This is a genomic window from Rhodovulum sp. DZ06 (assembly GCF_050586345.1).
Lineage (GTDB): Bacteria > Pseudomonadota > Alphaproteobacteria > Rhodobacterales > Rhodobacteraceae > JBOCEF01.
This window is the reverse complement of sequence record NZ_JBOCEF010000006.1, coordinates 94,831-120,484: the sequence shown is the minus strand read 5'-3', so window position 1 is coordinate 120,484 and position 25,654 is coordinate 94,831. Positions and strand designations below refer to the sequence as shown.

Sequence of the window (25,654 nt, the reverse complement as noted above, 5' to 3'; positions counted from 1 at the left end):
GGAGACGTGGGGAGGGAGGGGGACGGCCGGGCTCGGGGGCCGCGGGGGCCCCGCTCGCCCGCCCGGCCGCGCCGGGGGCGCGGCGGCGCTCAGCCCTCGCGGCGGGCGCGCAGGCGGCGCAGGTAGAACAGGATGGCGCCCAGCCCCATGGCGATCAGCCCCGAGCACAGCCCGGTCAGCAGCCGCTGCATCACCGGGACGCGATAGAAGCTCCCCGCCAGATCCCCCGCACCCTCGCCCCCCGCGGCCGTCGCCTCGCGCGCGGCCTGCAGCGACATGTCGATCCACCAGACGTTCAGGGCGGTCAAAATGGAAAGGGCGCCGGTGATAACCAGCGCCCATTGCAAAACGATCAGGAGGACCTCGCCGACGGCGCGCATCACACCTCTCTCAGGCCGCCCCGCCGGGGTCGCCCTTTCAACCGGCGGCGGCGATCCGCTCCGGCCCCGCCTCGACGCCCAGCGCGCGGCAGACGGCGTAGGGCAGATCGGGGTTGTTGAGCGTGTAGACGTGGAGCTGCTCCACCCCCTGCGCCGCCAGGCCCTGGCACTGCTCGGCGCAGAGCGAGACCGACAGCGTCTCCGACGCGCCCTGCTCCTCGGCCGTCTCGAACGCCTTGCCCATCCACTCGGGCACCTTGGCCCCGCACATGGCGGCGAATTTCGACATCTTGGCGAAATTCTCGATCGGCAGGATGCCGGGGATGATCGGCGCGTCGATCCCCGCCTTGCGGGCGGCGTCGAGGAAGCGGAAATAATCGTCGTTGTCGAAGAAGAACTGGGTGATCGCCTGGTCGGCGCCCGCGTCCAGCTTGCGCTTGAGGTTGTCGATATCGGCCTGCAGCGAGGAGGCCTCGGGGTGCATCTCGGGGTAGGCCGCCACCGAGATCTTGTCATGCCCGGCCTTGGCCAGCGCCGCGACCAGCTCGGCGGCCGAGGCGAAGCCCTCGGGGTGCGGCTCGAACTTCGAGGCGCCCTTGGGCGGGTCGCCGCGCAGCGCCACGATGCGGCGGGCGCCGATGGCGCGGTACTTCTCGGCGACCTCGAGCGTCTGGGCCTTGGTCGCGTTCACGCAGGTCAGGTGCCCGGCCACGGTCAGCCGCGCGCGCTCCACGATGGTCTGGATGGCCGAGAGGGTGCGGTCGCGGGTGGTGCCGCCCGCGCCGTAGGTCACCGAGACGTAATCGGGGCCCAGCGGGGCGAGACGTTCGACCGACCGCCACAGCCGCATCGACCCCTCGGGCGTCGCCGGGGGGAAGAATTCGAAGCTGATCGCAGGGACGTTCGTGGACGCCGCGGCCGAATCGCTCATCTGGAGCACCTCTGGTGGAGAAAACGGGGCCCGCCGGATCCCGCCGAAACGCCGCCCGAAGGCCGCGCCGCGACTCGCGTGCGGACGTGAACGCTGAAACTAAGCCGCGGAACGCGACCTTTCAAGTTCCAAACCCGACCAGTATGTCGTAACCGGGCGCCTACCCCCATGGGGCGATGTCGCGAAACGGGTTCCACAGGTCGCCTGCGGGACCGACCCCGGCGGCGTTGCATGAGACTTGTGCATTGAAGAACAGGAGAGGCCGGTGGCGAAAGTTCAGGTGATCTGGTGGCGGGACATTCCCGCGCAGGTGATCGCAGGCAGGGGGCGCAAGGCCGCGAAGGCGGTGCTTCCCGAGCGTTTCGAGCAGGCCATCGACCGCTGCGCGATGAAGGTTGGGGCGAAGGACGCCGACGCCTATCTCGCGGAATGGCGCCGGTCCGACCCGTACGAGGTCGAGGGCGCCGATGCAGACGCGGTGGCCGCCGAGGCCGGCCGCCTGGACGAGGAATACGGCCCCGAGCGCCTGCGCGCGCTGATCGAGGCCGAGGGTTGGGGCCCGGACCGCGCCTGACGCGCCCGGGTGAAGCGAAGCGCATACCTTGGACGGAGGGTTCCGCATGGCGAAGGTGATCGATCTCTTCAAGCGCCGCAAGGCGCAGGCGACCGAGCAGGCGCCGGGCGACATCGCCGGCATCATCGGGGGCTATTCCCTCGAGGTGATGCCGCGCACCGCCGCCAAGGTCGAAAGCTTCGCCGAGATCCTGCCCGCGGACACCCTGGTCTACATCGCCCATATCGACGGCACCCCGATCGAGGACATGGTCTCGACCGCCGCGCGCCTGGCGGGCGAGGGCTTCGACGTGATGCCCCACATCCCCGCGCGCATCGTCCCCGACCGCGCCACCCTCGACGACTGGCTCGCCCGCTACCAGGGCGAGGCGGGCGTCGACAAGGCGCTGCTGCTGGGCGGCGGGCTGGACGCGCCCAAGGGCGACTTCCACTGCTCCATGCAGCTGATGGAGACCGGGCTGTTCGACGCCCGCGGCTTCAAGCGCCTGCATGTCGCCGGTCACCCGGAAGGCAACAAGGACATCGATCCCGACGGCGGCGAGAAGGTGGTGATGGAGGCCCTGCGCTGGAAGCAGGACTTCGCCGCCCGCACCGACGCGCAGATGGCCATCGCCACGCAGTTCTGCTTCGAGGTGCCGCCGGTCCTCGAATGGGCCGCCCGCCTGCGCGAGGCCGGGATCGACATGCCGATCCACCTCGGCGTCGCCGGCCCCGCCAAGCTCCAGACCCTGGTGAAATTCGCCATGGCCTGCGGCGTCGGCGCCTCGGCCCGCGTGCTGACCCGCCGCGCGGCGGACGTCACCAAGCTGATGATGCCCTTCACGCCGGAAGACTTCCTGCGCGAGCTGACCGCCGCCAAGGCCGCCGACCCGGCCCTGCAGGTCGAGCGCGTGCACTTCTTCCCGCTCGGCGGCATCAAGGCCACCGCGGACTTCACCCGGTCGATGACCGGCGCCGCCCCCAAGGCCGCCGCCCAGGCCTGATCCCTTCCCGGCGTCGCGGCCCGACCGCGACGCCGCCCCCCACCTGACAACCTGCCCCGCGCGTGTTATCCCGCGCCCCGTTGCATTGGGGCGCGCGTTCCTGCGCGTCCGGCGTCGACCAAGCCCGCAAGAGGACCCGACATGACCCGCACCGTTCTGGAATCCAAGAGCAAGACCGTCGTGATCGGTTTCGACGAGCCGTTCTGCGTGATCGGCGAGCGGATCAACCCGACCGGCCGCAAGAAGCTGGCGGCCGAGCTGGAGATGGACGACTTCACCACGGTGGACAAGGACGCGGCCGAGCAGGTGCGTTGCGGGGCCACCGTGCTCGACATCAACTCCGGCGCCGTCTTCACCAACAAGATGGCCGAGGACCCGCGCTACGCCGACAACAACTTCGTCGAGCCGGCGCTGATGAAGGCGCTGGTGGAGCGCGTGCAGGGCATCGTCGACGTGCCGCTGTGCATCGACAGCTCCGTGCCCGGCGCGCTGGAAGCCGGCCTCTCGGCCGCCCAGGGCCGCCCGCTGCTGAACTCGGTCACCGGCGAGGAAGAGCGGCTCGAGCTCGTGCTGCCGCTGGTCAAGAAGTACAACGTGCCGGTGGTGGCGATCTCCAACGACGACACCGGCATTTCCGAGGACCCGGACGTGCGCTTCGCCGTGGCGAAGAAGATCGTCGAGCGGGCCGCGGATTTCGGCATCCCGGCGCATGACATCGTGGTCGACCCGCTGGTGATGCCGATCGGCGCGATGGCGACCGCGGGCCGGCAGGTCTTCGCCCTGGTGCGCCGCCTGCGCGACGAGCTGGGGGTGAACACCACCTGCGGCGCGTCCAACATCTCGTTCGGCCTGCCGAACCGCCACGGGCTGAACGCGGCCTTCCTGCCGATGGCGATCACCGCGGGCATGACCTCGGCGATCATGAACCCGGTGCGCCCGCAGGAGATGAACGCGGTGCGCGCGGCGAACCTGCTGATGAACCACGACCCGCACGGCATGGACTGGATCACCAACAACCGCGAACCGGCCCCGGCCGGGGCGGCGGGCGCCGAGGGCGCCGCCGGGGCGGGCGGTCGCCGCGGCGGCGGGCGTCGCCGCCGGGGCTGAGGCCTTCGGAGCATAGAGATGCAGGAAGGGCGGCCCCGGCGGGCCGCCCTTTTTCACATCCGCCTCGGCCCGCCGCCGCGCCGCTCAGCGCCCGTTCTCCTCCGGCGGCATCACCGTGGGCAGCGGCTCGGCCCGCTCGCCGCGCTGGTTCCGCATCCGGTAGCGCGCCTGGTAAGCCCGGCGCTGCTTGGTCACCTCGTACAGAACGATCCCCGAGCTGGTCCCGAGGTTCAGGCTTTCGATCATGCCGAACATGGGGATGGCGACGCACAGGTCGGCGCGCGCCACCGCCTCCTCGGTGATGCCGCGCCCCTCGTTGCCGAACCAGACGGCGAGCTTGGCGTGCCGGGTGTAGTCGCCCTCGTGCAGGTACACGTTCTCCTTCCCCTTCACATGGGGCGAGGTGACGATGGAGCGGAAATTCTTGCTCTCCAGGTGGTCGAAGCACGCCGCGGTGCTGTCGAAGCGGCGCACGAAGGTCCATTTCGCGGCCGAGACGGAGGCCTTGGACAGCTTCCGGTCCACCCGCAGCTCCTGCCAGTCATCGGGCAGCGCGCCGCGCGGATCGACGACATAGACCTTCTCCACCCCCAGCGCGTTCACGTTGCGGATGACGGAGGCGATGTTGTGGGCGTCGGTGGGGTCTTCCAGCACGGCGATGAGGTTCTTGCAGCGGAAATCCCGGATCGCGTTCGCGCGCGCCCGGGCGGCGGGGCTGGCCTTCAGCGGGTCGCGCACCGCCTCGGCGACGCCTTCCTGGTCCTTGCGGGTCATCTCGTCCGTTCCCCTCACTCCACCCGGGAGACGCTGTTCGTCTCGCCGGTCTTCAGGTCGGCCCACTCGGCCTCCATCTGCACCCCGTCGGCATCGTAGCGGACCGAGCCGAGGCGCTTGCCGACGAAGCCGTCTTCGGTCTTGCGCAGGATGGAATAGGTCCACTCGGTCCCATCGAACTCCGAGAACCGCTGTTCGACATGCGCCCCCGTCTCATCGGTCACCGTGTAGCGGCACAAAAGCTCCACCCGCTCGCAGTTATGGGGCTGGTAGGTCTCCAGCGCCGCGCCGTCGGCGGACAGGAACGCGGTCATCCGGCCCTTCGCGTCCTGGACCATGCGGGCCGCGACCTCGCCCGCCGGGTCGACGCCGGGGACCACGCCCCAGACCGTGCCGCTGTCCGACTTCTCCTCCAACACCAGCGTGACCTGGTAGCCCGAGGCGTATTCCAGCCCGTAATGCGCGCCGACCGAGAGGGCGGCGTAGGGCGCGGGCTCCTCGGCCCGGGCCGCGGCGGCGGGCGCGGCCAGCAGCAGCGCGCAGAGCGCGGCGCGCGCGGGCAGGCGGTGCGAGATCATCGGCAGGCTCCCTTCCCCGGATCATGCTCCGTTCAGGGGCGGAGCCTAGCGCGGCGAGGGAGCGCCGGGAACCCCGCCGGGACGGGTCGGCGCGCGGGGCCCGGGGGGACCGCGCGCAAGCCAACGCGCAGGCCGGCGCGCAGGGCCGCGCGGAAAAGAACGCCCGGGGCGCGTGAATTGCGCTTTTCGCGCGCACGCGCCCGCTGTAATCGTAAGGCGCCATGACGAATTCCATGCCGCAAGGCCCCGCCACCCCCGCCGATGACGACGCGCGCGCCCGCCGCAACGTCAAGGTGCTCGTCACCGCCCAGGCCGTCCTGGGCGCGCAGATGCCGGTCAACTTCGTGCTCGGGGGGCTGGCGGGACAGATGCTCTCGCCCATCGCCTGCCTCGCGACGCTGCCGATCTCGCTGATCGTGCTCGGCTCCATGCTCTCGGCCCCGATGGTGTCGACGATCATGGGGCGGCGCGGGCGGCGCACGGGGTTCTTCCTCGGGGCGACCGGCGGGGCGCTGGGGGCGGCGCTGTCGGCGGCGGCGATGTGGTTCGGGTCCTTCCCGCTGCTGCTGCTGGGGTCCCTGCTGACGGGGATCTACATGTCGGCGCAGGGCTTCTACCGCTTCGCCGCGGCCGACGCGGCGTCGGAAGAGTACCGGCCGCGGGCGATCTCGATGGTGATGGCGGGCGGGCTGGCGAGCGCGATCATCGGCCCGCAGCTGGTGAAGCTGACCCAGGACGCGGTGATCGGCATTCCCTTCGCGGGGGCGTATCTCGCGGTCATCGGGCTGAACGTGATCGCGGCGCCGGTGTTCTTCCTGCTCGACGCGCCGCGCCCGAAGCGGGTGCTCAAGCACGACTACAAGGGCCGCAGCGTGGCGCAGCTTCTGGCGACGCCGAAGGTGGCGGTGGCGATCATCTGCGCGATGGTCAGCTACGCGCTGATGAACCTGGTGATGACCTCGACGCCCCTGGCGGTGGTCGGCTGCGGGTTCGAGACCAACGACGCGGCGGACATCGTCACCGTCCACGTCCTCGCGATGTTCGCCCCGAGCTTCTTCACCGGCCGGCTGATCAACCGCTTCGGGGTGGAGACGATCATCGCCACCGGCCTCGCCATCCTGATGGGCGCGGGGATCGTGGCGCTGATGGGCGTGGAGCTGGAGAATTTCTACGTCGCGCTGTTCCTGCTCGGGATCGGCTGGAACTTCGGCTTCATCGGCGCGACCTCGATGCTCGCCTCCACCCACTCGGTCGAGGAGCGGGCCAAGGTGCAGGGCATGAACGACTTCATGGTGTTCGGCCTGGTGACGGTGGCCTCGCTGGCCTCGGGCGGGCTGATGAACTGCGCCGGGGGCGACCCGGTGGAGGGGTGGACGGCCGTGAACCTCGCCATGGCGCCGTTCCTGGCGCTGGCGGGCGGCGCGCTGCTGTGGTTCGTGGTGCGGCGGCCCGACCCGGCGTGACGGCGGCGGGGGGCCGCGGCGCCCCTCCTGCCCCGCCCAGGGCGGCGCAAACAAAAAGACCGGCGCTCCTCGCGCCGGTCTTTTTCGTTTCCCGCCGGGGGGACGGCCCGGTTACTGGCCCAGGAAGCCTTCCGGCGCGTTCTCGGCCGAGATGTTGCCGAGGTTGCCGAAGATCTGCTGCAGCACCGTCATCTCGCGCCCATAGGTCGGGGTGGTGCGGGTCACGAGGTTGATGATCCGCCCGTCCTCGAGCCCGTACTGGTCCACCGAGGCGACCAGCCCGTCGCCGCCGAAATTGATCGCGACCACGCGGCGCTCCGTCTCCTGCGGACCGGACCAGCCCATCGTCTCGAAGGTGGCGCCCATGTAGTACCAGGTGTTGGCGCGGATCACGCCCGAGGTCGAGGGGCGGCCGACCTTGCGCTGCACCGATTCCATGCCGTCGACGCCGGGCTGGATCTGGGCCAGGCGCTCCTCGGGCGGGGCGTAGCCATGGGTGGTGACGACGGGCTCGCACGCCGCCAGGGCGGTCAGCGCCGCGGCCGCCGCCAGGACGGGAAGGCGGCGCGGGGAACGAGTGCGGTCGGCCATGGGCGGCTCCTTGACTTCAGGCTCCGGCCCGGCGGCGGCGGCAGGCCGGCCCGGGCCGCCGCGCCCGGCGCGCGTCCCCGGTGGAAACCGGGGGACGCGGGCGGGACGCGACAGAGGTTCACCTACCCCGCGCATCGTGTAAATTCAAGCGGACCGCGGCCCCCGGCGATGCCGCGCCGCGCCGCCGCGCGCGGCAGGCGCCGCCCCGGCCCGCCCCGCCCCCGCGCACGCCGCCCCTTGCGCAACGGCGCGGGCCGGTGCAGGACCGCGCTGGATGGCGGCGCGGGCGCCGGGCGGACCCCGCCCCGGACCCGCGCCCCCCCCTTTCGCCCCCGACGGCGCGCCCCTTCGCCGGGGCCGCGGCCCGAGCGGCAGGAGAGCCCGATGCAGACCGACGCCCCCGCGCCCGAATTCCCCCGCCCCATCAAGGTCTCGGCCCTTCCCCCCGAGGGCAGGACCTTCAAGGAGACCGCCGACGGGCAGGAGCGCGCGGCGCTGGCCGAACGCTTCGGCGCGCGCAAGGTGAAGCGCTTCGCGGTCGAGGGGCGCCTGTCCCCCGAGGGCGCCGGCTGGCGCCTGACCGCCGAGATCCGCGCCCGCATCACCCAGACCTGCGTGGTGACGCTGGAGCCCGTCGACCAGTTGATCGAGGAGCCGTTCACCCGCCTCTACCTGCCCGACCTGCCGGAGGCGGACGAGAGCCTCGAGGTCGATCTCGACCCCGAGGAGGATGACGAGCCGGAGCCGCTCGGGCGGTTCATCGACCCCGGCGAGGCGGCGGCGGAAGCGGCGGCGCTCGTGCTCGACCCCTATCCGCGGGCCGAGGGGATCGCCTTCGCCCGCGCCTCCTCCGCGCCGAAGAACGCCGACGAGATCACGGACGAGGAGGCCCGCCCCAGGCCCTTCGCCGCGCTGGCCGAGCTGAAGGCGAAGCTGGAGAAGGACGAGGACTGAGGCGCCCGGGACGCCCCTGCCGGGCCGCCGCCCGGGGCCAGCGGGACGCCCCCGGGACGCCCGCGAAGCGCCCCGCGCGGCCCCCGCCCGCCCCCGCGGCGACGCGAACCGCGCCCTTTGCGCCCCGCACCGGGGAAAACGGGGGGCGCGGGCCCGAGAATCCCCTTGCCCTCGCGGGGGCTTCGAGTATGTTCCGCGTCTCGCCGCCAGGGGAGTCGTTTCCTGTCGCCGCCGCCCCGAACGGGCCGTGCGGCGGGATGGGCGGCGCGCCGACCGGCCCGCCCCCCCCCAGGGGGAACGGCCAGGCGGTCGCGAGAGATAGAGTTTGAGGATGTCCCCACGGGGGCGAGGCGGCGTCCCGCGGGGCGCCCGGAAACGGCGGCCCGCGCATCGAAGCGCAAGGGCACGCAAGCAGAGATGAAGGGTCGAGGTCATGGCGGTCCCCCAGAATAAAGTCTCCCCGTCCAAGCGGAACATGCGCCGGGCGCACGACGCGCTGGTGCCGGGCTCCTACAACGAGTGCCCGAACTGCGGCGAGCTGCGTCGCCCGCACCATGTCTGCGGCTCCTGCGGCCATTACGGCGGCCGCGAGGTCGTCGCGACGGTCGAGGACGTGGATCTCGACGAAGAGTGAGCCGGGCGGCGCACCCCGCCCCTTCCGGCCGCGCCGCCGCGCGTCGCCTTCGGGCGGCGCGCTGATTCATGCGTGACGACGCGGCCCCTCGCCCGCCCCTCGCGCCCCGTGCGGATGACGCAGGGGAAGGGGCGCCGGACGTGAGAGCGGACATGCCCGAGCAGACGCCCGAGCCCCAGCCTCACGCCGCCGCCGCGGCGGTCGAGGGCGCGCGCGATGCGTCGCGCGTGATTTCGGTGGACGCGATGTCCGGCGACAAGGGCCCCGCGCCCGTGGTCGCGGGCATCGCCAAGTTCGCCGCGGAAACCCCGGACCTGAACTTCATCGTGCATGGCGACGCGGCCAAGCTGCAGCGCCTGCTGCGCAAGCGCGCCCACCTGCGCGACCGGGTCGAGATCCGGCATGTCGAGGGCGTGGTGCCGATGGACGCCAAGCCGTCGCGCGTGGTCCGCCAGGCGCGGGGCACGTCGATGCTGTCCGCCATCGAGGCGGTGCAGGGCGGCGAGGCGGCCACGGTCGTCTCCTGCGGCAACACCGGCGCGCTGATGGCGCTCTCCATGCTCAAGCTGCGCAAGGCGCCGGGCGTCGACCGCCCGGCGATCGCCGTGTTCTGGCCGTCGCGCAACAGGCACGGGCACAACATCGTCCTCGATGTCGGCGCCGGGGTCCGCGCGGACCCGCTGAACCTGCTGCAATTCGCGGTGATGGGCGCGGAATACGCCCGCATCGGCAAGGGGCTGGAGCATCCTCGGATCGGCCTGCTCAATGTCGGCTCCGAGGACGGCAAGGGCGGCGAGGAGATGTCCGAGGCCTATGCGCTGATGGAGGCGGAGTGCTCCCGCCCCGGCGCCCAGGCCCGGTTCGTCGGCTTCGTCGAGGGCGGCGACATCCTCTCGGACCGGGTCGACGTGATCGTCACCGACGGCTTCACCGGCAACATCGCGCTGAAGACGGCCGAGGGCACCGCGTCCTTCATCTCCGAATCGCTGCGCGACGCGTTCAAGCACTCGGTGATCTCCCGCCTCGCCGCGCTGGCGGCCTATACCTCGCTGCAGCGGATGCGGGCCAAGATCGACCCGCGCCGGGTCAACGGGGGCGTGTTCCTCGGGCTGAACGGCGCCGTGGTGAAATCCCATGGCGGCGCGGACGCGACCGGCGTGGCGGCGGCGATCAAGCTGGCCGCCACCATGGGGCGAACCGCATTTCCGCAACGCGTGGCGGAACAGGTTGCAAAGCTTGCGCAGGCGCAGCAAGCTGCGCAGCCCGGATCAAATCACGCTGGAAAGAGCTTCTGATGAGCGTCCTGCGCGCCGCACCCGTCGCATGCGGCCACTACCTGCCTGAACGTGTTGTAGAAAACGACGAGTTCACGAAAACGCTCGACACGTCGGACGAGTGGATCCAGGCCCGGTCCGGCATCAAGCGCCGGCGTTTCGCGGCGCCGCACCAGAAGACCTCGGACCTCGCCGCCGAAGCCGCCCGGGACGCGCTGGCCAAGGCCGGGATGGAGGCGTCCGAGCTCGACGCCATCGTCCTTGCGACCGCGACGCCCGACCAGACCTTCCCCTCCACCGCCACCCGCGTGCAGCACGAGATCGGCATGAAGGGCGGCTTCGCCTTCGACGTCGCCGCCGTCTGCGCCGGGTTCATGTACGCTCTCTCCACCGCCAACGCGCTGATCGTCACCGGCCAGGCGAAGACGGTGATGGTGATCGGGGCCGAGACCTTCAGCCGGATCATGGACTGGTCCGACCGCGGCACCTGCGTGCTGTTCGGCGACGGCGCCGGCGCGCTGATCCTGACGGCCGAGGAAGGCGCGGGCGACAAGACCGACCGCGGCGTGCTGTCGGTGAAGCTGCATTCCGACGGCGCCTACAACAACCTGCTCTATGTCGATGGCGGCCCGTCCACCACCCAGACCGCCGGTTTCCTGCGGATGGAGGGGCGCAAGGTCTTCCAGCACGCGGTCACCAAGCTGGCCGAGGTGGCGCACGAGGCGCTGGACGAGATCGGCGCGGGCTCGGAGGAGGTGGACTGGCTGGTCCCGCACCAGGCCAATTCCCGCATCATCGAATCGACCGCCAAGAAGACCGGCCTTCCGATGGAGAAGGTGGTGATGACGGTGGCCGAGCACGGCAACACCTCGGCCGCCTCGATCCCGCTGGCCCTGTCCGAATGGCACGCGCGCGGGCTGGTGAAGCGCGGCGACCTGCTGCTGATGGAAGCCATCGGCGGCGGCCTCGCCTGGGGCGCCGCGGCGATGCGCTGGTAAGCGGCCCCGCCGCCCGCGCGCCGCAGATGGCCGATTTCCAGCGATACGGCGCGGTCAACCGCCGGGCCCATGCCTGCTTCGCCTGCCGCACCTCCTGGAAACGCCCCGCGACGGGGCGCGAACGCTGCCCGCGCTGCCGCGCCCCGCTGGCCGACATGGGCGCCGCCTTCAAGGCCCCGCGTCGCCGCGACCGCGCGCAATGGGACAAGGTCCGCGCCCTGTGGCTGGCGGGCTTCCGCTTCGAGGCGAACCGCGGCCCCCTCCCCGCCACGAAAGCCGAACTGCCCGAGGCGCTGGCGGGCGCGCGGATGCACCCGGCCAACCTGTTCCGCGACCGCCTGCGGGTCGTCCCCGGCAAGCTGCGCCGGGCGAAGACGGGCGCGCGCCGCCTGCGCTGGCCGGAGCATGTCGTCCTGGTCGAACCGCGCCGCTGAGGCCCCGCCGCGCCCCGCCGCGCGCGCCCCGCCGCGCCTTTGCGGCGCCCCTCTTGCGCCCCTGCGGCCCCATGGGCGCGCCCCCCGCCAAGCCATTGACATTGACTCACAATCCGCTGACCGCCTACGCTTCAGCGAAACGGGGGGGCGCGGGCGTGATTTTCAATGACGCTCCTCCGCGCAGGAATCGCAGGAGGACGCCGTGGCGGGCAAAACCTACACCCGGCTCGATCTGACGGAGGCCGTCTACCGTGAAGTCGGCCTGTCGCGTAACGAATCGGCCGAGCTGGTGGAGAGCATCCTCTCCCACATCTCCACCGCGCTGGTTGACGGGGAATCGGTGAAGATCTCCTCGTTCGGCACCTTCGCGGTGCGCGAGAAAGGGGCCCGCATGGGCCGCAATCCGAAAACCGGGGAAGAAGTGCCGATCGAGCCGCGCCGCGTGCTCGTGTTCCGGCCGAGCCACATCCTCAAGGACCGGATCAACGAAAACCTAAGCGGCGGCTGAGAAGCTGTCCGCAGGCTCCCCCGCCGCGCCGGTTCCGGCCGCGGCGGCGCGGGGCGTGGCCGACCTGCCGCGGCGGGTCATGTGAAAGACGTCGGAGCGGAGCGGGCAGGAGCATGGTCAAGTCGCCGGATGCGTTCCGCACCATATCCGAGGTCAGCGACGCGCTGGACGTCCCGGCCCACGTGCTGCGCTTCTGGGAGACGAAGTTCACCCAGGTCAAACCCGTCAAGCGCGGCGGCGGGCGGCGCTATTACCGCCCCGAGGACGTGAACCTGCTGACCGGGATCCGCGACCTGCTCTATGTGGACGGGCTGACCATCAAGGGCGTGCAGAAGGTGCTCCGCGAACGCGGCGTGCGCCATGTCGCGGGCCGCGCGCAGGGCGTGCAACCGCCCGAGACCGCGGCCCCCGAGGCCGCCGCGCCCACCGCCCCCAAGCAGACCGCCCCGAAGCAGACCGCCCCGAAGCGCCCCGCGCGCCGCCCCGATGCGCCGCAGGGCGCCGACCTCGACGCGGCGCAAGCCGGGGACGAGGCCCAAGACGACGCCGGCGCGCCGATCCCCGTCCCCACGCTGCAAAGCGCCCCCCCGGGCGCGAAGGGCGGCGCTGGCGGAGCCGCCGACGGCCCGGACGCCGCCGCCCAAGCGCCCGCCGAGGCCGCCCTGCGCGGCGCCCTGCGCGAGACGCTGGAGCGGCTGGAATCGCTCCATGCCCGCCTGTGCGCCGATCCGTCCGAGGGGATGGAGGACGTCGACTGCGCCGCCCCCGCGCGCCGCCGCGCCGCGGGCGGGGCCGGAAAGCGCCGGGCGGGCTGACGCCGCCCCTTCGCGCCGCCGCGCGCGCCCCGGGCCGGGTCCGGGGCCGCCGCCTGCCGCCGCCTGCCGCCGCACAGCCGCGCGCGCGCCCGCACAATCGCACCCCGCGCCCGAAGCGCCGCGCCCCTGCCCGCCGCCGCCCGGCGGCGCGCCGCCGGGCCCCCGTTTAACCCGATCCACGCCTGCCGCGCGCCGCCCCGACCCGGGCGCCGGGGCCCCGCCGCGCGCGCCGCGCCGGGCCGCCCCGGAACACCGCGCCGGGCGGCGGGCAAAGGATGGTGGATCCTTGCGAATTCCCCCTTGCGTCCCCGCGCGTCCCGGCGTATCCACCCCTCCGGCAGCGGGCTGTAGCGCAGCTTGGTAGCGCGTCCGTCTGGGGGACGGAAGGTCGTGAGTTCGAATCTCGCCAGCCCGACCAATCGGACGCCGGCCCTTCGGGGCCGGCGTTTCGTTTTTCAGGCCGCCTGAAGCGGCGGCCCCGCAGGGGAGGGCCGCAGCATGTCCCGGACCGAAGCCGATCCCGCCGTCGCCGGGCCCGCCGCCCGTCCGCACGCCGAAGGCGTCGTCCCGTCCCAGCGCATCCGCGAGATGATCGCCCGCGGCGAGATCGCCGCCGAGGGGGGCGTGCCGGACGCGCTGATCCAGCCCGCCAGCCTCGACCTGCGCCTTGGCCGCACCGCCTGGCGCGTCCGCGCCAGCTTCCTGCCCGGCGCCGGGGCCACCGTCGCCGACCGCCTCTCCCGCTTCGCCATGCACCGCATCGACCTGGCCGAGGGCGCGGCGCTGGAGAAGGGCTGCGTCTATCTCGTGCCGCTCCAGGAACGCCTGTCGCTGCCCGAAGACGTCTCCGCCGCCGCCAATGCGAAAAGCTCCTCGGGGCGGCTGGACCTGTTCACCCGCCTGATCGCCGACAACGGCGAGGAGTTCGACCGGGTGCCCGCGGGCTATGACGGCCCGCTCTATGCCGAGATCAGCCCGCGCAGCTTCTCGGTCCTCGCCCGCGCGGGGGAGCGGCTGAACCAGATCCGCTTCCGCCGCGGCGACGGGCCGATGTCCGACGCGGCGCTGCGCGCGCTGCACGCGGCCGAGAAGCTGGTGGACGTGGAGGCGCGGATCGACCAGGGGCTGGCCTTCTCGGTCGACCTGGCGCCCCGCGCCGACGGCGCCCCCGTGGGCTGGCGCGCGCGCCCGCATTCGGGGCTGATCGACCTCTCCCGCATCGGGGCCTATGACCCGGCGGAGTTCTGGGAGCCGGTGCATCCGCGCGCGGAAGGCGGGATCATCCTCGATCCCGGCGCGTTCTACATCCTGGTGAGCCGCGAATCGGTGCATATCCCGCCCGATTACGCCGCCGAGATGGCCCCCTACCTCGCGATGGCGGGGGAGTTCCGGGTGCATTACGCGGGCTTTTTCGACCCCGGTTTCGGCCATGACGCCGCCGGCGGCGCGGGGTCGCGTGGGGTGCTGGAGGTCCGCTGCTTCGAGGCGCCCTTCGCGCTCGAGCATGGCCAGCAGGTCGGCCGCCTCGTGTATGAACCGATGGCCGAGCGGCCGGACATCCTCTATGGGCGCGAGGTCGGCTCGAACTACCAGGGCCAGGGGCTGAAGCTGGCCAAGCAGTTCAGCGCGGGCTGAGCGCGCGTCAGCGCCCGCCGATCAGCCGCCACGCGCCGTCTTCGAGCTTGAAGAACAGCGCCTGTTCGGCGCCCGAGGGGCGCCAGTCGAAGCACGGCCCGCCCCGGAACGTGGCGGTGAAGGGCCGGTTCGGGGCCGAGCCGCGGATCGGGGCCGTGGGCGTCACCTCCACCTCCTGCACCGTCGGCTGCGGGATCCCGCCGAAGGGCAGCGCGATCACGCCGCCCTCGCCGGGCGCTTCGGGCGCCGGTTCGGGCGCCGGTTCGGGGGCCGGTTCGGGGGCCGGTTGCGAAAGGATCTCGCCCAGCACCGCCCTGCCCCGCAGCACGAGGTCGGCGTCCCGCTCGGCCATGCGCAGGGTGTAGTCGAGCGGCGCGCAGCTGAGCGCCCCGGCCTCTCCGGCCAGGGCGCTCAGCAGGATCGCGGCGGCGGCGGTGCGGATCATTCGACGGTTTCCGTGGGCGGGGTGAGGGCGAGCGAGATGCCGCCCATCAGACGCCCCTTGTCGCCGCCGGACAAGCCCCGGATGGTGCTGTTCGGCCCGGCGCCGTCATAGCCGGCCTGCCGCATGCGGCCCACGAGGGCGGCCTCGTCCTCGCCCGTCAGCCGCGCGACGGCCGAGAGGGGGGCGCCGACCATCGCGCCGATGGCGGCCCGGTCCGCGCGCGGCCCGGCGGCCGCGTTGGGGCCGATGGGCAGGAAGCTGACGACCAGCAGCGCGCCCAGCAGTCCGGCCGAGATGCGGGCGGGCCAGCGGCGGAAATGCACCGTGAAGGCGCGCCAGTTGACGACGACATGCAGCCCCGCGCCGATCACGAAGATCCAGCTGGCGTATTCGTGGATCACCTTGTTGAGGGTGGTTTCCGCGTGGAAGAACATCAGCACCCCGGTCACCGCCATCATGGCGAAGGAGGCGATGGTGACGGGGGTGGCCCATCTGCGCAGCGTGGACATGGCGGACATCGGGAAAAGCCTTTTGATCGGATGGTGATGCGCCTGACACGGGCCGGGCGCGCCGTTCCGTCGGCCCGCGGGCGCAAGGCGGGGCGCCGCTGGGCGCAACACTCGGCCCCCTGCGCCGCGCGGGCCACGGGGCGCCCGGCGGCGGCACGCCGCCTGCGTTTGCGAATGGGGGGCATCGCCCCCCTGAGCGGACGCACACGCCCGGTGCGGGGCGGCGCCGCAGGCCGGGGGAGGACGGCCGGGCTCGGGGGGCATGAAGCCCCCGGGCGCGGCGGCGCCCATAATCCACGGTCGGCGCGGCAGCGCCCATGATCCGCGGTCCGCGCGGGCGGCGACTGGACGGCGGGGGGCCGACATGGGGGGAGAGGGAAGCCGGGGCGCCCGGGATGTCGTGCGGCCCCTGGGCGGCGGATGGCGGGACCCTGCTGTGACGCGCCTGGGGGAGGGCCTCCCCCAGGTCGCACGCCCAAGGGGCGGTCGGGCCCGGAGCGCGTCAAGGACAAGCCGCCTCCGGCGGTCGCCCGCGCCTGCGGCTTGGCGATCCCTGGCCCGCTCCGCGCCCTCCGGCGCGGGACAGGCGTTGAGGCGCAGGAGAGGCGGGAGAGGCCCCGGCCCCGCGGGATGGGCGCCGAAAGGCGGGCCGGGGAGTGTCGAGCCGGCGGCGCCGGGGCGCTCAGGCGCCGCGGGGCGCGCCGTCCTCGTCTTCGGGGCGATCCTCCCCGGGCGCGTCATCGTCGGGCACCGCATCGTCGCCGTCATCCCGATCCGGGCGGCGGAACATGTCCTCCTGCCCGTCATCACCGCCGGGAAGGTCGTCCTCGTCCTCCTCGCCCGCGCGGCCGGGGTGGTAGCGGTTCTCCAGCAGCCCCGCCTCGCGCAGCTCCTTCACCCCCGGCAGATCGCCGGGGTTGGCGAGGCCGAAATGGTCGAGGAACTCCGCCGTCACCACGAAGGTCACCGGGCGGCCCGGGGTCATGCGACGGCGCCCGAAGGCGACCCAGCCGCGCTCCATCAGGATGTCGATCGTGCCCTTGGACACCGCCACGCCGCGGATCTCCTCGATCTCGGCGCGGGTGACGGGCTGGTGATAGGCGATGATGGCCAGCGTCTCGGTGGCGGCGCGCGAGAGGGGGCGCTCCTCCACCACCTCGCGGGTCATCAGCCAGCCGAGGTCCGGCGCCGTGCGGAAGGCCCAGCCGTCCCCGGCCCGCTCCAGCCGCACGCCGCGCCCCTCATAGCGGCGGCGCAGGGCGTCGAGCGCGGCGCGGGGGCTGGAGCCCTCGGGCATCCGGCGCTGCAGGTCGCCAAGGGACAGGGGGGCTGCGGAAGCGAAGAGCAGCGCCTCCACGATCCGCTCCTGCTCCGCCGCGGGCGGGGCCTCGAACAGGGATTCGACCGGGGCGCGGGGCTTCTCGCCCTCCCCCTTGCCGGAGGCGCTCATGCCGTGGCGCGCCCGCCGGGCAGGCCGCGCAGGCTGATCTCGCCGAAGGTTTCGTCCTGGCGGATCTCCACCTCGCCGCGCTTGGCCATCTCGAGCGAGGCGGCGAAACAGGCGGCGATGGCCGAGCGGCGCTTCTTCGGGTCCATCCGCCAGGCGGGGGGCAGCCAGGCCATCAGGTTGCGCCATTCGGGCGTGCGGCCGACCACGGCGCGCAGCCGCTCCAGCGCCTGTTCCATCGAATAGACCGGGTCGCGCTGCATGTGCAGCGGCTCGTATTCCGCCCGGGTGCGCACGCGGGCATAGGCGCGCATCAGGTCGATCAGCTGCGCGTCATACTGCACCCGGCGCTTTTGCATCATCGGCTCGGGCGCGCCGCGGGCGAAGCGGTCGCGGCCCAGCACGTCGCGGGACATCAGCTCGGCCGCCGCCTTGCGCATCGCCTCGAGGCGTTCGAGCTGCCAGGCCAGCCGGTCGGCCAGTTCCTCGGCGCTCGGGCCCTCTTCCTCGGGGTCGGGGGGCAGCAGCAGGCGGGACTTCAGGTAGGCGAGCCAGGCCGCCATCACCAGGTAATCGGCGGCGAGCTCGATGCGACGGGATTTCGCCGCCTCGACGAAGGCCAGGTACTGTTCGGCCAGCTGCAGGATCGAGATCTTGCGCAGGTCCACCTTCTGCCCGCGCGCCAGCGTCAGCAGAACGTCGAGCGGGCCTTCGAACCCGTCCACGTCCACCACCAGCGCCTCGGCGGCCTCGGCATCGGCCTCGGCGAGGCCCAGCGCCGTCTGCCGGTCGGGAATGTCGCGCGCCGGGGCACGGGCGCGGCCGAGCGGATCGAACGGGGTTCGGGTCATGCCTTGCCTCCCTCGTACTCGGCCTCGCCCACCAGGTAGAGGTGGCGGCGGTCCAGCTCCTCGAGATCCACCGGGTGCGGCGGGGTGCGGGCGGCCTCGGCGGCGGCGGCGCGGGCGGCGGCGGGGCCGTCCAGCGCGCGCAGGCCCTCGGCCAGGTCCCGCATCTCCGCCATCTTGCCCGAGCAGTGGAGCGCGACGTCGCAGCCCGCGGCGAAGGACGCCTCGGCGCGCTCGCGGAAGCTCCCCTTCAGCGCGTGCATCCCGAGATCGTCGGTCATCAACAGGCCGTGGAAGCCGATATCGCCGCGGATCGCGTCGATGCAGCGGGGGGAGTGCGTGGCGCAATTCTCGGGGTCCAGCGCCGGGTAGACGATGTGGGCGGTCATCATCATCGGCAGGTCGGCGAGCTCCCGGAACGGCAGGAAATCCGTCGCGCGGAGCGTCGCGAGGTCCGCGTCCACCACCGGCAGGTCCAGGTGGCTGTCCGCGGTGGCGCGGCCATGGCCGGGGACATGCTTGACCACCGGCAGCACGCCGCCATCCATCAGCGCCTCGGCCGCCTGCCGCCCGCGGCGGGCGATCTGGGCGGGGTCCGCGCCCATCACCCGCGTGGTGACGATGGGATCGGCGCCCGGCGCGGGCACATCGACCATCGGCACGCAGTTCACGTCGATCCCGAGCGCGTGCAGCTCGGCCGCGATCAGCCGGAAGCGCACCCGGAGGGCCACGTTGACGTTCGCCTCGGGGAGGGTCCGCGCCAGCAGGTCGTCCATCCGCGGCCACTCGCGCCAGTGCGGCGCCTTGAGGCGCGCGACGCGGCCCCCTTCCTGGTCGATCAGGATCGGCGCGTTGCGGCCCGCGGCCTCGCGCAGCTCGGCGCAGAGGGCGCGCACCTGGTCAGGCGTGTCGATGTTGCGGGCGAACAGGATGAAGCCCCAGGGCGAGACGTCCCGGAAGAACGCCTTCTCCTGCGCCGTCAGGCGCAGGCCCTCGCAGCCGAGGATGGCGGCGGCGGTCATTGGATCTTCACCGCGACGCAGGGATCGCGGCGGTTCTTGATCGCGGCGCAGATGTTCTGCGCGGCGCCGCGGTTGTCCGCGGGCCCGGCGCGCAGCCGGTAGAGGGTGCGGCCGCCGGATTTCACAGTGGTCACGGCATGGACCGCGCCGCCGAGCACGTCGGCATGTTTCGCGGACAGCCGCTTCCACTCCGCCTCGGCCACCTCGGGCGAGTTGAAGGCGCCGAGCTGCACGGCGTCGTCCCCGGGCGAGAGGGTGCGCGCGGCGGCGGCGGCGCGGGCCTCCGCCTCGGCCGCGGCGGCCGCGCGGGCGGCGGCGGCGGCCTCGGCGCGCGCATCGGCGCCCGGACGCGCGAGGGCGACCGGCGCGGTGCGCGGGGCGACGGGAAGGGCGTTCTCGGGGTCCACCGGCTCGGCCGGGGCCAGGGCGGCCTGCTGCTGCGGCGCGGGGGCCGGGGCGGGGGCCGCTTCGGGCTGGGCCTGCGCCTGCGCGGGGGCCTCGGCGCGGGCCGAGGGCGCCGCGGGCGGCGCGCCTTCCCCGGCGCCCGGAAGCGCGGGAACGGCGGCCTCGGCGCCCGGCTGGCGCAGCGGGGCGGCGAGCCGGTCCGAGGGGCGCAGCGGCGCGGGGCCGGCGCCGGCCCCGGCTTCGGCGCCCGGCACGCGGCGCTGCGCCGGGGCGTCGAGCCCGCCGAGGCGGCGCGCGGCCACGTCTTCCGCCGGCTCGCCCAGCCGCGCGAAGGGCAGGTCTTCATCGGTGGGGGCGCCGGGTTCGGGCGCAAGCCGGGTTTCCGCCGCGCGCTGGCCGCCCAGCACGGCGCCGATGGCCCGGTCGACATTGGTCAGGGTGGGGGCGCCGTCCGATTCGGGGCGCACCTTCATCGGCCCGTCGAAGGCGGCGATGACGGGGATCTGCCCCACGTCGCGTTTCGAGACGCCGTAGCCCCACCACGCGACCGCGCCGATCAGCGCAAGCGCGACCCCCGCGCCCAGCGCGGTGGAGAGGGGCTGAAGCCCGCCGCGAGGCGTCGACGGCCCGAAGCCGCCGCCGCCGGCATGGATATCCGCCATGACCCGCCTGCACTGTCATTGCGCGCCGGGGGCGGTTCTGGGTCGGGGATGCGCCGGGGGCGCTCCCCCTCGCGTCTCTCCGCCTGCCGGTCCTCTCCGGGGCGCTGCTGCTCGAACACCCCGGCCGGCGGTGCGCTTCAGCGCATCTCGTTCAGCGGGGTGACGCCAAGGATACCAAGACCGGCCGAAATGACAACCGCGACGGCCTCGACCAGCGCCAGGTTGGCCAGGGTGACGGCGGCGTCATCCTCCTGCACGAAGCGCAGTTCGGGCGTGTCCTTGCCCTTGTTCCAGTGGCCGTGGAAATCGGCGGCCAGCTCCTGCAGGAAGAAGGCGACGCGGTGCGGCTCCTGGTGCTGGGCGGCGATCTCCACCAGACGCGGCCATTCGCCGAGCTTGCGCATCAGCTCCACATGCGCCGGGTGGGACAGCAGCGACAGGTCGGCGCCCGCGACGCCCGAGGCGTCGACGCCCTTCGTCTCCGCCATGCGCAGCACCGACTTGGCGCGGGCATGGGCGTACTGGACATAGAACACCGGGTTGTCCTTGGACTGCTCCAGCGCCTTGGCGAAGTCGAAGTCCAGCGGGGCGTCGTTCTTGCGGGTCAGCATGGTGAAGCGGGCGACGTCGGCGCCGACCTCGTCCACCACGTCGCGCAGGGTCACGAAGGTGCCCGCGCGCTTGGACATCTTGTAGGGCTCGCCGTTCTTGTAGAGCTTCACGAGCTGGCAGAGCTTGATCTCCAGCGGCGTCTTGCGGTCCGACAGGGCCGCGACGGCCGCCTTCATCCGCTTGACGTAGCCGCCATGATCGGCGCCGAACACGTCGATCAGCAGGTCATAGCCGCGCTCGACCTTGTCGAAATGGTAGGCGATGTCCGGGGCGAAATAGGTCCAGCCGCCGTCGGACTTCTGGATCGGCCGGTCCACGTCGTCGCCATACTCGGTCGACTTGAACAGCGTCTGCTCGCGCGGCTCCCAGTCCTCGGGCGTCTTGCCCTTGGGCGGCTCGAGCGTGCCGCGATAGATCAGGCCCTTCTCGCGCAGCGACTCGATGGCGGATTCGATCAGCCCGGTGCCGTAGAGCGCCTTCTCCGAGAAGAAGCGATCCATGGTCACGCCCAGCGCGGCGAGATCCTCGCGGATCATCTCCATCATCATCTCGGTCGCGATCTCGCGCGCCTCGGCCAGCCACTCCTCCTCCGGCGCGTCGACCTTCGAGTCGCCCCAGAGCGCGTGCAGCTTCTGCCCGACGGGGATCAGGTACTCGCCCGGGTACAGCCCTTCCTGGACCACGAATTCCTGGCCGCAGACCTCGAGATACCGCTGGAAGGCGGAGCGGGCGAGCACGTCGACCTGCGCGCCGCCATCGTTGATGTAGTACTCGCGCGTCACGTCCCAGCCGGCGAAATCCAGCAGCCCGGCGAGGGCGTCGCCGAAGATCGCGCCGCGGGCATGGCCCACGTGCAGCGGCCCGGTGGGGTTGGCCGAGACGTATTCGACGTTGACCTTGCGCCCCGCCCCGACGGAGGAGCGGCCGAAATCGGCGCCCTTGGCCAGCGCCTCGGACACCGCGCCGGTCCAGACCGAGGTCGACAGGCGCAGGTTGATGAAGCCCGGGCCCGCCACGCTCGCCTCCTCGACCCGCGGGTCGGCGGTAAGCCTGGGGGCGAGGAGCTCGGCCACGTCGCGCGGCTTCATCTTCGCCTGGCGGGCGAGGGCCATCGCCGCGTTGGTCGCCATGTCGCCATGGGCCGGATCGCGCGGCGGCTCCACCGCCACGGGGCCGAAATCCATGCCCGCGGGCAGCGCGCCCTCGGCGGCGAGGGCGTCGAGGCTGTCGGTGACGAGCGTGCGGATATCGGCGAAAAGGTTCATCGGGCGCGTCCCTGTGGCTGCGAAAGGCGGGCGCGCGTCATGTACCACGCCCTTCGGCGCGGTCAATGCGGCCCGGGTTGCGCGGCCCGGGCCGCACGGCGGGGACGGGGGCGGCGCCCCGGGGGCGCGCCCGCCGATGCAAGGACGGACAGGGTTGAGATACCCCTTGCGCGGTTAAGGAGTTCTTTTCGGTTTCTTTACCCTTCCTGCCGCATGATCAACCCCATGGGTTCCGAGAGGATGAGGGTAGAACAATGCTGGCGGTGAACGCTTTGGCCTCTACGATGAGCAACCAGGGCTATGGCTCGGCGACCAAGCGGTCGCAGGCTTACGCTGCGCGGGCGCGCATCCCGGCGCTCGCCGCGCAGCAGCTCCTGGAACGCGGCGCGCGGGCGGACATGTCCAGCGCCTCGACCGCCCTGCGCGAACAGCGGCTGGAGCTGCTGCTGCGCCGGGCCTTCGTGATGATTCGCGCCCTGGCGCGGCTTCAGACCGACGATGACGCGGCGGGGGCGCAATTCGCCCTGGCCGAACGCTTCGCGATCTCGACGGCGGGGAACTGGGCCTACCGGTTCTCCTGGCGCCAGGCGGGGTCAGGATGGTCCACCCGGCAGGAGCTTTCGGGCGGCGGGGGCGGCGATGCGCTGTCCCTGTCGCTGCGCGGGACGCTGGGCGGCGACCTGACGGTCGGCGGCGGCGCGGGGAACGACGCGCTGGCGCTTAACGCGGACCTGCTGCGCGCGGCGACGGGCGGGGCGGGGAACGACTCGCTCTCCTTCGCGGGCGGGGTGCTGGGCCTGATCTCGGGCGGGGCGGGGCGCGACGCGCTCTCGATCTCGGCCGCGGCGGTGGGCCGGGCCTCGGGCGGGTCGGGCTCCGACGCCATCGCCTTCGCCGGGCAGGTGGCGGGGATCATCGACGGCGGCTCCGGCAATGACGCGCTGGCCGTCGCGGCCGAGGCGGTCGGCGCGGTGGACGGCGGGGCGGGACGCGACGCGATCTCGGTCTCCGTCACCAGCGTCGGGCTGGTCTCGGGCGGGGCCGGGTCGGATGCGATCTCGGTCAACGCGGTCGACGCCTGGCGGATCGACGGCGGCGCAGGGGACGACGCGGTGTCGGTCGTGGCGGGCCGGCTCGGAGAACTGGACGCCGGCGCGGGCGATGACGCGATCACGGTCGCCGCGGGCGCGGCGGGGGTGATCTCGGCCGGCGCCGGGCGCGATGCGCTGACGCTGATCGGCGGCAGCTTCGGGTCGATCGACACCGGGGCGGGCGACGACACGATCCTGCTCTCGGCCCGCGACGCGGCGGTGGAGCTGCGCAAGGGCGGCGGCGCCGACCGGCTGACCGTCACCTCGGTCGGCTCGCTGGCCCTGCGGGTGGAGGAAGACCTCGCCGCCTCGGTCGAGGACATCCAGATCACGCGGGAGGACGACCGCATCCGCCTCGATTTCGGCGGCGGCGACAGCCTGACCATCGACGGGGTGAGCCAGGCGGGCGCGATCTTCCTCAACATCGGGGGCGAGGTCTACGCCCTGTCCGAGGGGCGCGCCGCGGCGGGCCTCGACGTGCTGGCCTGAGACGCCGGGGCGCGACGGCGGCGGTTGCAGGCGCCGCGCCCGGCCCGACGGCGGCCAATGGCGCGGCGGCCAAGGCGGCGCGGCCGGGCGGACGAGCGGGAGGGCCCGCCCCTCCCCGAGGACGGCCGAGCGCCAGGGGGATGGCCGGGAGGAGGATGGCCGGGAGGAGGATGGCCGGGGATCGCCGCCTTCAGCCTGCGCCGCCCAAGAGGGGCGCTTGCGTCCGCTCACGGGGAACAAGCCCCCATTCGCACCCGCAGGCGGCTGCGCCGCCGGGCGCTCTCCCCCGGCCGATGCGCATGGGACGCCGGGACACGGGCGGCGCGCCCCTGCTCCCAGCGCCCATGATCCTCGCAGCAAACAGGCCAGCCGGGGCCGATGCTCCCCCCAACGCCGGCCCCCGCCTGCAATCGTCGCGGGACACAGGCCCACCGGCGCCCGGGGGCGGAAGCCGGAAGCCGGAAGCCGGAAGCCGGGCCGGGTCCGACAGGCCGGCCGAAGCGAGGCGACGCGCGGCCGCCCCCTGCGGCCCGGCCCCTCGCCGTCAGCCCCGCCCGGCCCCGGCTCAGTCCCGCGCCATCGGGTCCGTCAGGTGCCGATGCTCGTGCAGCGCAAACCGGTCCGTCATCCCGGCGATGTAATCGCACACCACCCGGGCGCGCGCGGTCTCATCCGCCGCGCCGCGCACCTCGTCGCGCCAGTCGTCGGGCAGCACGCCGGGGCTGTCCATAAAGATCGCGAACAGCTCCTTCACCACCTCCGCCGCCTTGCGCCGCATCCGCACCACCGCCCAGTGGCGATACATGCGGCTGAACAGGAACCCGCGCACCTCGTTCAGATCCGCCCACATCTCCTCCGAGAAGCAGATCATCGGCCGCCCCAGCGCCCGCAGCGCCTCGGGGCTGTCCGGCGCGGCCTCCGCCAGCGCCCGGGCCGAGGTGGTCAGCACGTCCTCCACCATCACCCCGAACACCCGCCGCAGCGCCTCGTGCTGCGCCCGCTGCGGGTCCAGCCCGGGATGCGCCTTGTCCACCGCCTCGAAACACGGCCCCACGATGGGCAACTCGCGGATCTCCTCGACCGTGAACAGCCCGGCGCGCAGCCCGTCGTCGAGGTCATGGTGGTTGTAGGCGATGTCGTCCGACAGCGCCGCCGCCTGCGCCTCGGCCGTCGCGTGGGTGTGCAGCTCGAGGTCATGCCCCGCCACGTATTCCGCCAGCGCCCAGTGCAGCCGCGCCGGGTCCGCATCGGGCCCGGGCAGCAGCGGGCCGTTATGCTTGGCGATGCCCTCCAGCGCCTCCCAGGTCAGGTTCAGACCGTCGAAGCCCGCATAGCGCGCCTCCTTCGCCGTCACGATCCGCAGCGCCATGGCGTTGTGATCGAAGCCGCCATAGGGGGCCATGCATTCGTGCAGCGCGTCCTCTCCGGTATGCCCGAACGGCGTGTGGCCGAGGTCATGCGCCAGCGCCACCGCCTCGGCCAGGTCCTCGTTCAGCCCCAGCGTGCGCGACAGGGTCCGCGCCACCTGCGCGACCTCGATCGAATGCGTCAGGCGGGTGCGGTAATAGTCGCCCTCGTGCTCCACGAAGACCTGGGTCTTGTGCTTCAGACGCCGGAAGGCCGAGGAGTGGATGATCCGGTCCCGGTCCCGCTGGTAGGGCGAGCGATGGGCGCTTTCGGGCTCCGGGTGCAGCCGTCCGCGGCTGGCGTCGGAGCGGATCGCGTAGGGCGCGAGGGCGGGGGGCTGCATCGGGCCTCCTTGCCGCGGCGGGGCGCGGCGCTTACATCTTGGCCAAGCCCTTATCCCATCGAGAGGCGCGCGGAAACCCGCGCGGACGGCACGCAATGAGCATGGATCTCGGACTCGACCTCGCCCTGCCCCCCAAGGTGACGCCCCGCGCCTTCGCGCGGCTGGCCGAGATCGCGGAGGCCGACGGGTCGCCCAAGTGCCTGCGCGTGGCGGTGGAGGGCGGCGGCTGCTCGGGCTTCCAGTACGAGATCGACCTGGCCGAGGGCCCGGAGGCGGACGACATGGTGCTCGAGGGCGAGGGCCAGAAGGTGCTGATCGACCCGGTCTCGGCCCCGTTCCTGTCCGGCGCCACCATCGACTTCGCGGATGAGCTGATCGGCGCGCGCTTCGTGATCGACAACCCGAACGCCACCTCCTCCTGCGGCTGCGGGACCAGCTTCTCGATGTAAGCCGGCCCCGCGCGCCGCGGGCCGGGGG

General features: G+C 73.1%; 27 protein-coding genes and 1 tRNA gene. 15 read left to right on the top strand and 13 right to left on the bottom strand.

Going from position 1 to position 25,654, the window contains the following annotated elements; all coding sequences use genetic code 11:
• Window positions 1–89: 89 nt before the first annotated feature.
• Together ACQ5SO_RS04720 and metF are read right to left on the bottom strand one after the other, a co-directional pair.
• Window positions 90–380, bottom strand: coding sequence for a hypothetical protein (locus ACQ5SO_RS04720; protein ID WP_430940429.1), 291 nt, complete (start codon window positions 378–380; stop codon window positions 90–92).
• A 37-nt stretch (window positions 381–417) separates the two neighbouring features.
• The gene (gene metF / locus ACQ5SO_RS04715) at window positions 418–1,311 is read right to left on the bottom strand and encodes a methylenetetrahydrofolate reductase [NAD(P)H] (protein WP_430940428.1); all 894 of its coding nucleotides are present in this window, start codon (window positions 1,309–1,311) and stop codon (window positions 418–420) included.
• A gap of 265 nt (window positions 1,312–1,576) precedes the next feature.
• Here metF and ACQ5SO_RS04710 point away from each other — a divergent pair, with 265 nt between their 5' ends.
• From ACQ5SO_RS04710 to ACQ5SO_RS04700, 3 genes are all read left to right on the top strand, one after another.
• A complete protein-coding gene (locus tag ACQ5SO_RS04710) occupies window positions 1,577–1,885 on the top strand; it encodes a virulence factor (RefSeq protein WP_430940427.1) in 309 nt (102 codons plus the stop codon).
• A 46-nt stretch (window positions 1,886–1,931) separates the two neighbouring features.
• Entirely contained in the window at window positions 1,932–2,867 is a 936-nt protein-coding gene (locus tag ACQ5SO_RS04705; RefSeq protein WP_430940426.1) for a methylenetetrahydrofolate reductase, read from the top strand.
• Between the two features lie 141 nt (window positions 2,868–3,008).
• Complete coding sequence (locus ACQ5SO_RS04700; protein ID WP_430940425.1) at window positions 3,009–3,974, top strand: methyltetrahydrofolate cobalamin methyltransferase; 966 nt, start codon at window positions 3,009–3,011, stop codon at window positions 3,972–3,974.
• 84 nt (window positions 3,975–4,058) lie between these two features.
• Here ACQ5SO_RS04700 and ACQ5SO_RS04695 read toward each other — a convergent pair whose 3' ends face one another.
• Together ACQ5SO_RS04695 and ACQ5SO_RS04690 are read right to left on the bottom strand one after the other, a co-directional pair.
• Entirely contained in the window at window positions 4,059–4,748 is a 690-nt protein-coding gene (locus ACQ5SO_RS04695) for a TrmH family RNA methyltransferase (RefSeq protein ID WP_430940424.1), read from the bottom strand.
• A 14-nt stretch (window positions 4,749–4,762) separates the two neighbouring features.
• A complete protein-coding gene (locus ACQ5SO_RS04690; protein WP_430940423.1) occupies window positions 4,763–5,326 on the bottom strand; it encodes a hypothetical protein in 564 nt (187 codons plus the stop codon).
• A 221-nt stretch (window positions 5,327–5,547) separates the two neighbouring features.
• On the opposite strand from ACQ5SO_RS04690, the gene ACQ5SO_RS04685 reads away from it, so the two are divergent.
• Complete coding sequence (locus ACQ5SO_RS04685) at window positions 5,548–6,789, top strand: MFS transporter (protein WP_430940422.1); 1,242 nt, start codon at window positions 5,548–5,550, stop codon at window positions 6,787–6,789.
• A 111-nt stretch (window positions 6,790–6,900) separates the two neighbouring features.
• Here ACQ5SO_RS04685 and ACQ5SO_RS04680 read toward each other — a convergent pair whose 3' ends face one another.
• Window positions 6,901–7,380 carry an outer membrane protein assembly factor BamE gene (locus ACQ5SO_RS04680; protein WP_430940421.1) on the bottom strand — a complete coding sequence of 160 codons (480 nt, stop codon included), beginning with the start codon at window positions 7,378–7,380 and terminating at the stop codon, window positions 6,901–6,903.
• A 384-nt stretch (window positions 7,381–7,764) separates the two neighbouring features.
• Here ACQ5SO_RS04680 and ACQ5SO_RS04675 point away from each other — a divergent pair, with 384 nt between their 5' ends.
• The 9 genes from ACQ5SO_RS04675 (at window position 7,765) to ACQ5SO_RS04635 (ending at window position 14,632) form a co-directional block, all read left to right on the top strand.
• Window positions 7,765–8,334, top strand: coding sequence for a YceD family protein (locus ACQ5SO_RS04675; protein WP_430940420.1), 570 nt, complete (start codon window positions 7,765–7,767; stop codon window positions 8,332–8,334).
• Window positions 8,335–8,767: 433 nt separating this feature from the next.
• Window positions 8,768–8,968, top strand: a complete 201-nt coding sequence (rpmF, locus tag ACQ5SO_RS04670) for a 50S ribosomal protein L32 (RefSeq protein ID WP_430940419.1) — start codon at window positions 8,768–8,770, stop codon at window positions 8,966–8,968.
• 152 nt (window positions 8,969–9,120) lie between these two features.
• The gene (gene plsX / locus ACQ5SO_RS04665; RefSeq protein WP_430940418.1) at window positions 9,121–10,263 is read left to right on the top strand and encodes a phosphate acyltransferase PlsX; all 1,143 of its coding nucleotides are present in this window, start codon (window positions 9,121–9,123) and stop codon (window positions 10,261–10,263) included.
• Window positions 10,263–11,240 carry a beta-ketoacyl-ACP synthase III gene (locus tag ACQ5SO_RS04660; protein WP_430940417.1) on the top strand — a complete coding sequence of 326 codons (978 nt, stop codon included), beginning with the start codon at window positions 10,263–10,265 and terminating at the stop codon, window positions 11,238–11,240. The genes plsX and ACQ5SO_RS04660 overlap by 1 nt, the downstream gene beginning before the upstream one ends.
• Window positions 11,241–11,266: 26 nt before the next feature.
• Window positions 11,267–11,674 carry a hypothetical protein gene (locus ACQ5SO_RS04655; protein ID WP_430940416.1) on the top strand — a complete coding sequence of 136 codons (408 nt, stop codon included), beginning with the start codon at window positions 11,267–11,269 and terminating at the stop codon, window positions 11,672–11,674.
• Between the two features lie 202 nt (window positions 11,675–11,876).
• The gene (ihfA, locus tag ACQ5SO_RS04650; protein WP_430940415.1) at window positions 11,877–12,182 is read left to right on the top strand and encodes an integration host factor subunit alpha; all 306 of its coding nucleotides are present in this window, start codon (window positions 11,877–11,879) and stop codon (window positions 12,180–12,182) included.
• Between the two features lie 113 nt (window positions 12,183–12,295).
• Window positions 12,296–12,997 (top strand): MerR family transcriptional regulator, encoded by a 702-nt coding sequence (locus ACQ5SO_RS04645; protein WP_430940414.1) that lies wholly within the window; start codon window positions 12,296–12,298, stop codon window positions 12,995–12,997.
• 341 nt (window positions 12,998–13,338) lie between these two features.
• Window positions 13,339–13,415, top strand: a tRNA-Pro gene (locus tag ACQ5SO_RS04640).
• Between the two features lie 80 nt (window positions 13,416–13,495).
• A complete protein-coding gene (locus ACQ5SO_RS04635) occupies window positions 13,496–14,632 on the top strand; it encodes a 2'-deoxycytidine 5'-triphosphate deaminase (RefSeq protein WP_430940413.1) in 1,137 nt (378 codons plus the stop codon).
• Between the two features lie 7 nt (window positions 14,633–14,639).
• Here ACQ5SO_RS04635 and ACQ5SO_RS04630 read toward each other — a convergent pair whose 3' ends face one another.
• From ACQ5SO_RS04630 to argS, 7 genes are all read right to left on the bottom strand, one after another.
• A complete protein-coding gene (locus tag ACQ5SO_RS04630) occupies window positions 14,640–15,077 on the bottom strand; it encodes a hypothetical protein (protein WP_430940412.1) in 438 nt (145 codons plus the stop codon).
• Window positions 15,074–15,595: a DUF4405 domain-containing protein gene (locus ACQ5SO_RS04625; protein ID WP_430940411.1), complete on the bottom strand. Its 522-nt coding sequence runs from the start codon at window positions 15,593–15,595 to the stop codon at window positions 15,074–15,076. Before ACQ5SO_RS04625 ends, ACQ5SO_RS04630 begins: the two co-directional genes overlap by 4 nt.
• Before the next feature lie 673 nt (window positions 15,596–16,268).
• A complete protein-coding gene (gene scpB / locus ACQ5SO_RS04620) occupies window positions 16,269–17,036 on the bottom strand; it encodes an SMC-Scp complex subunit ScpB (RefSeq protein WP_430940410.1) in 768 nt (255 codons plus the stop codon).
• Window positions 17,033–17,884: a segregation and condensation protein A gene (locus ACQ5SO_RS04615; RefSeq protein WP_430940409.1), complete on the bottom strand. Its 852-nt coding sequence runs from the start codon at window positions 17,882–17,884 to the stop codon at window positions 17,033–17,035. Before ACQ5SO_RS04615 ends, scpB begins: the two co-directional genes overlap by 4 nt.
• Complete coding sequence (locus ACQ5SO_RS04610; RefSeq protein WP_430940408.1) at window positions 17,881–18,903, bottom strand: glycoside hydrolase family 3 N-terminal domain-containing protein; 1,023 nt, start codon at window positions 18,901–18,903, stop codon at window positions 17,881–17,883. Before ACQ5SO_RS04610 ends, ACQ5SO_RS04615 begins: the two co-directional genes overlap by 4 nt.
• A complete protein-coding gene (locus tag ACQ5SO_RS04605; RefSeq protein ID WP_430940407.1) occupies window positions 18,900–19,970 on the bottom strand; it encodes an SPOR domain-containing protein in 1,071 nt (356 codons plus the stop codon). The genes ACQ5SO_RS04610 and ACQ5SO_RS04605 overlap by 4 nt, the downstream gene beginning before the upstream one ends.
• Before the next feature lie 137 nt (window positions 19,971–20,107).
• A complete protein-coding gene (gene argS / locus ACQ5SO_RS04600) occupies window positions 20,108–21,847 on the bottom strand; it encodes an arginine--tRNA ligase (RefSeq protein WP_430940406.1) in 1,740 nt (579 codons plus the stop codon).
• A gap of 254 nt (window positions 21,848–22,101) precedes the next feature.
• Between argS and ACQ5SO_RS04595 the strand changes: the two genes are divergently transcribed.
• Window positions 22,102–23,427, top strand: coding sequence for a hypothetical protein (locus ACQ5SO_RS04595; protein ID WP_430940405.1), 1,326 nt, complete (start codon window positions 22,102–22,104; stop codon window positions 23,425–23,427).
• Between the two features lie 565 nt (window positions 23,428–23,992).
• Here the strand turns inward: ACQ5SO_RS04595 and ACQ5SO_RS04590 are convergent.
• On the bottom strand, window positions 23,993–25,177 hold the full coding sequence (locus tag ACQ5SO_RS04590; RefSeq protein WP_430940404.1) for a deoxyguanosinetriphosphate triphosphohydrolase: 1,185 nt from the start codon (window positions 25,175–25,177) through the stop codon (window positions 23,993–23,995).
• A gap of 101 nt (window positions 25,178–25,278) precedes the next feature.
• On the opposite strand from ACQ5SO_RS04590, the gene ACQ5SO_RS04585 reads away from it, so the two are divergent.
• Window positions 25,279–25,626, top strand: a complete 348-nt coding sequence (locus ACQ5SO_RS04585) for a HesB/IscA family protein (protein ID WP_430940444.1) — start codon at window positions 25,279–25,281, stop codon at window positions 25,624–25,626.
• The last annotated feature ends 28 nt before the right edge of the window (window positions 25,627–25,654 follow it).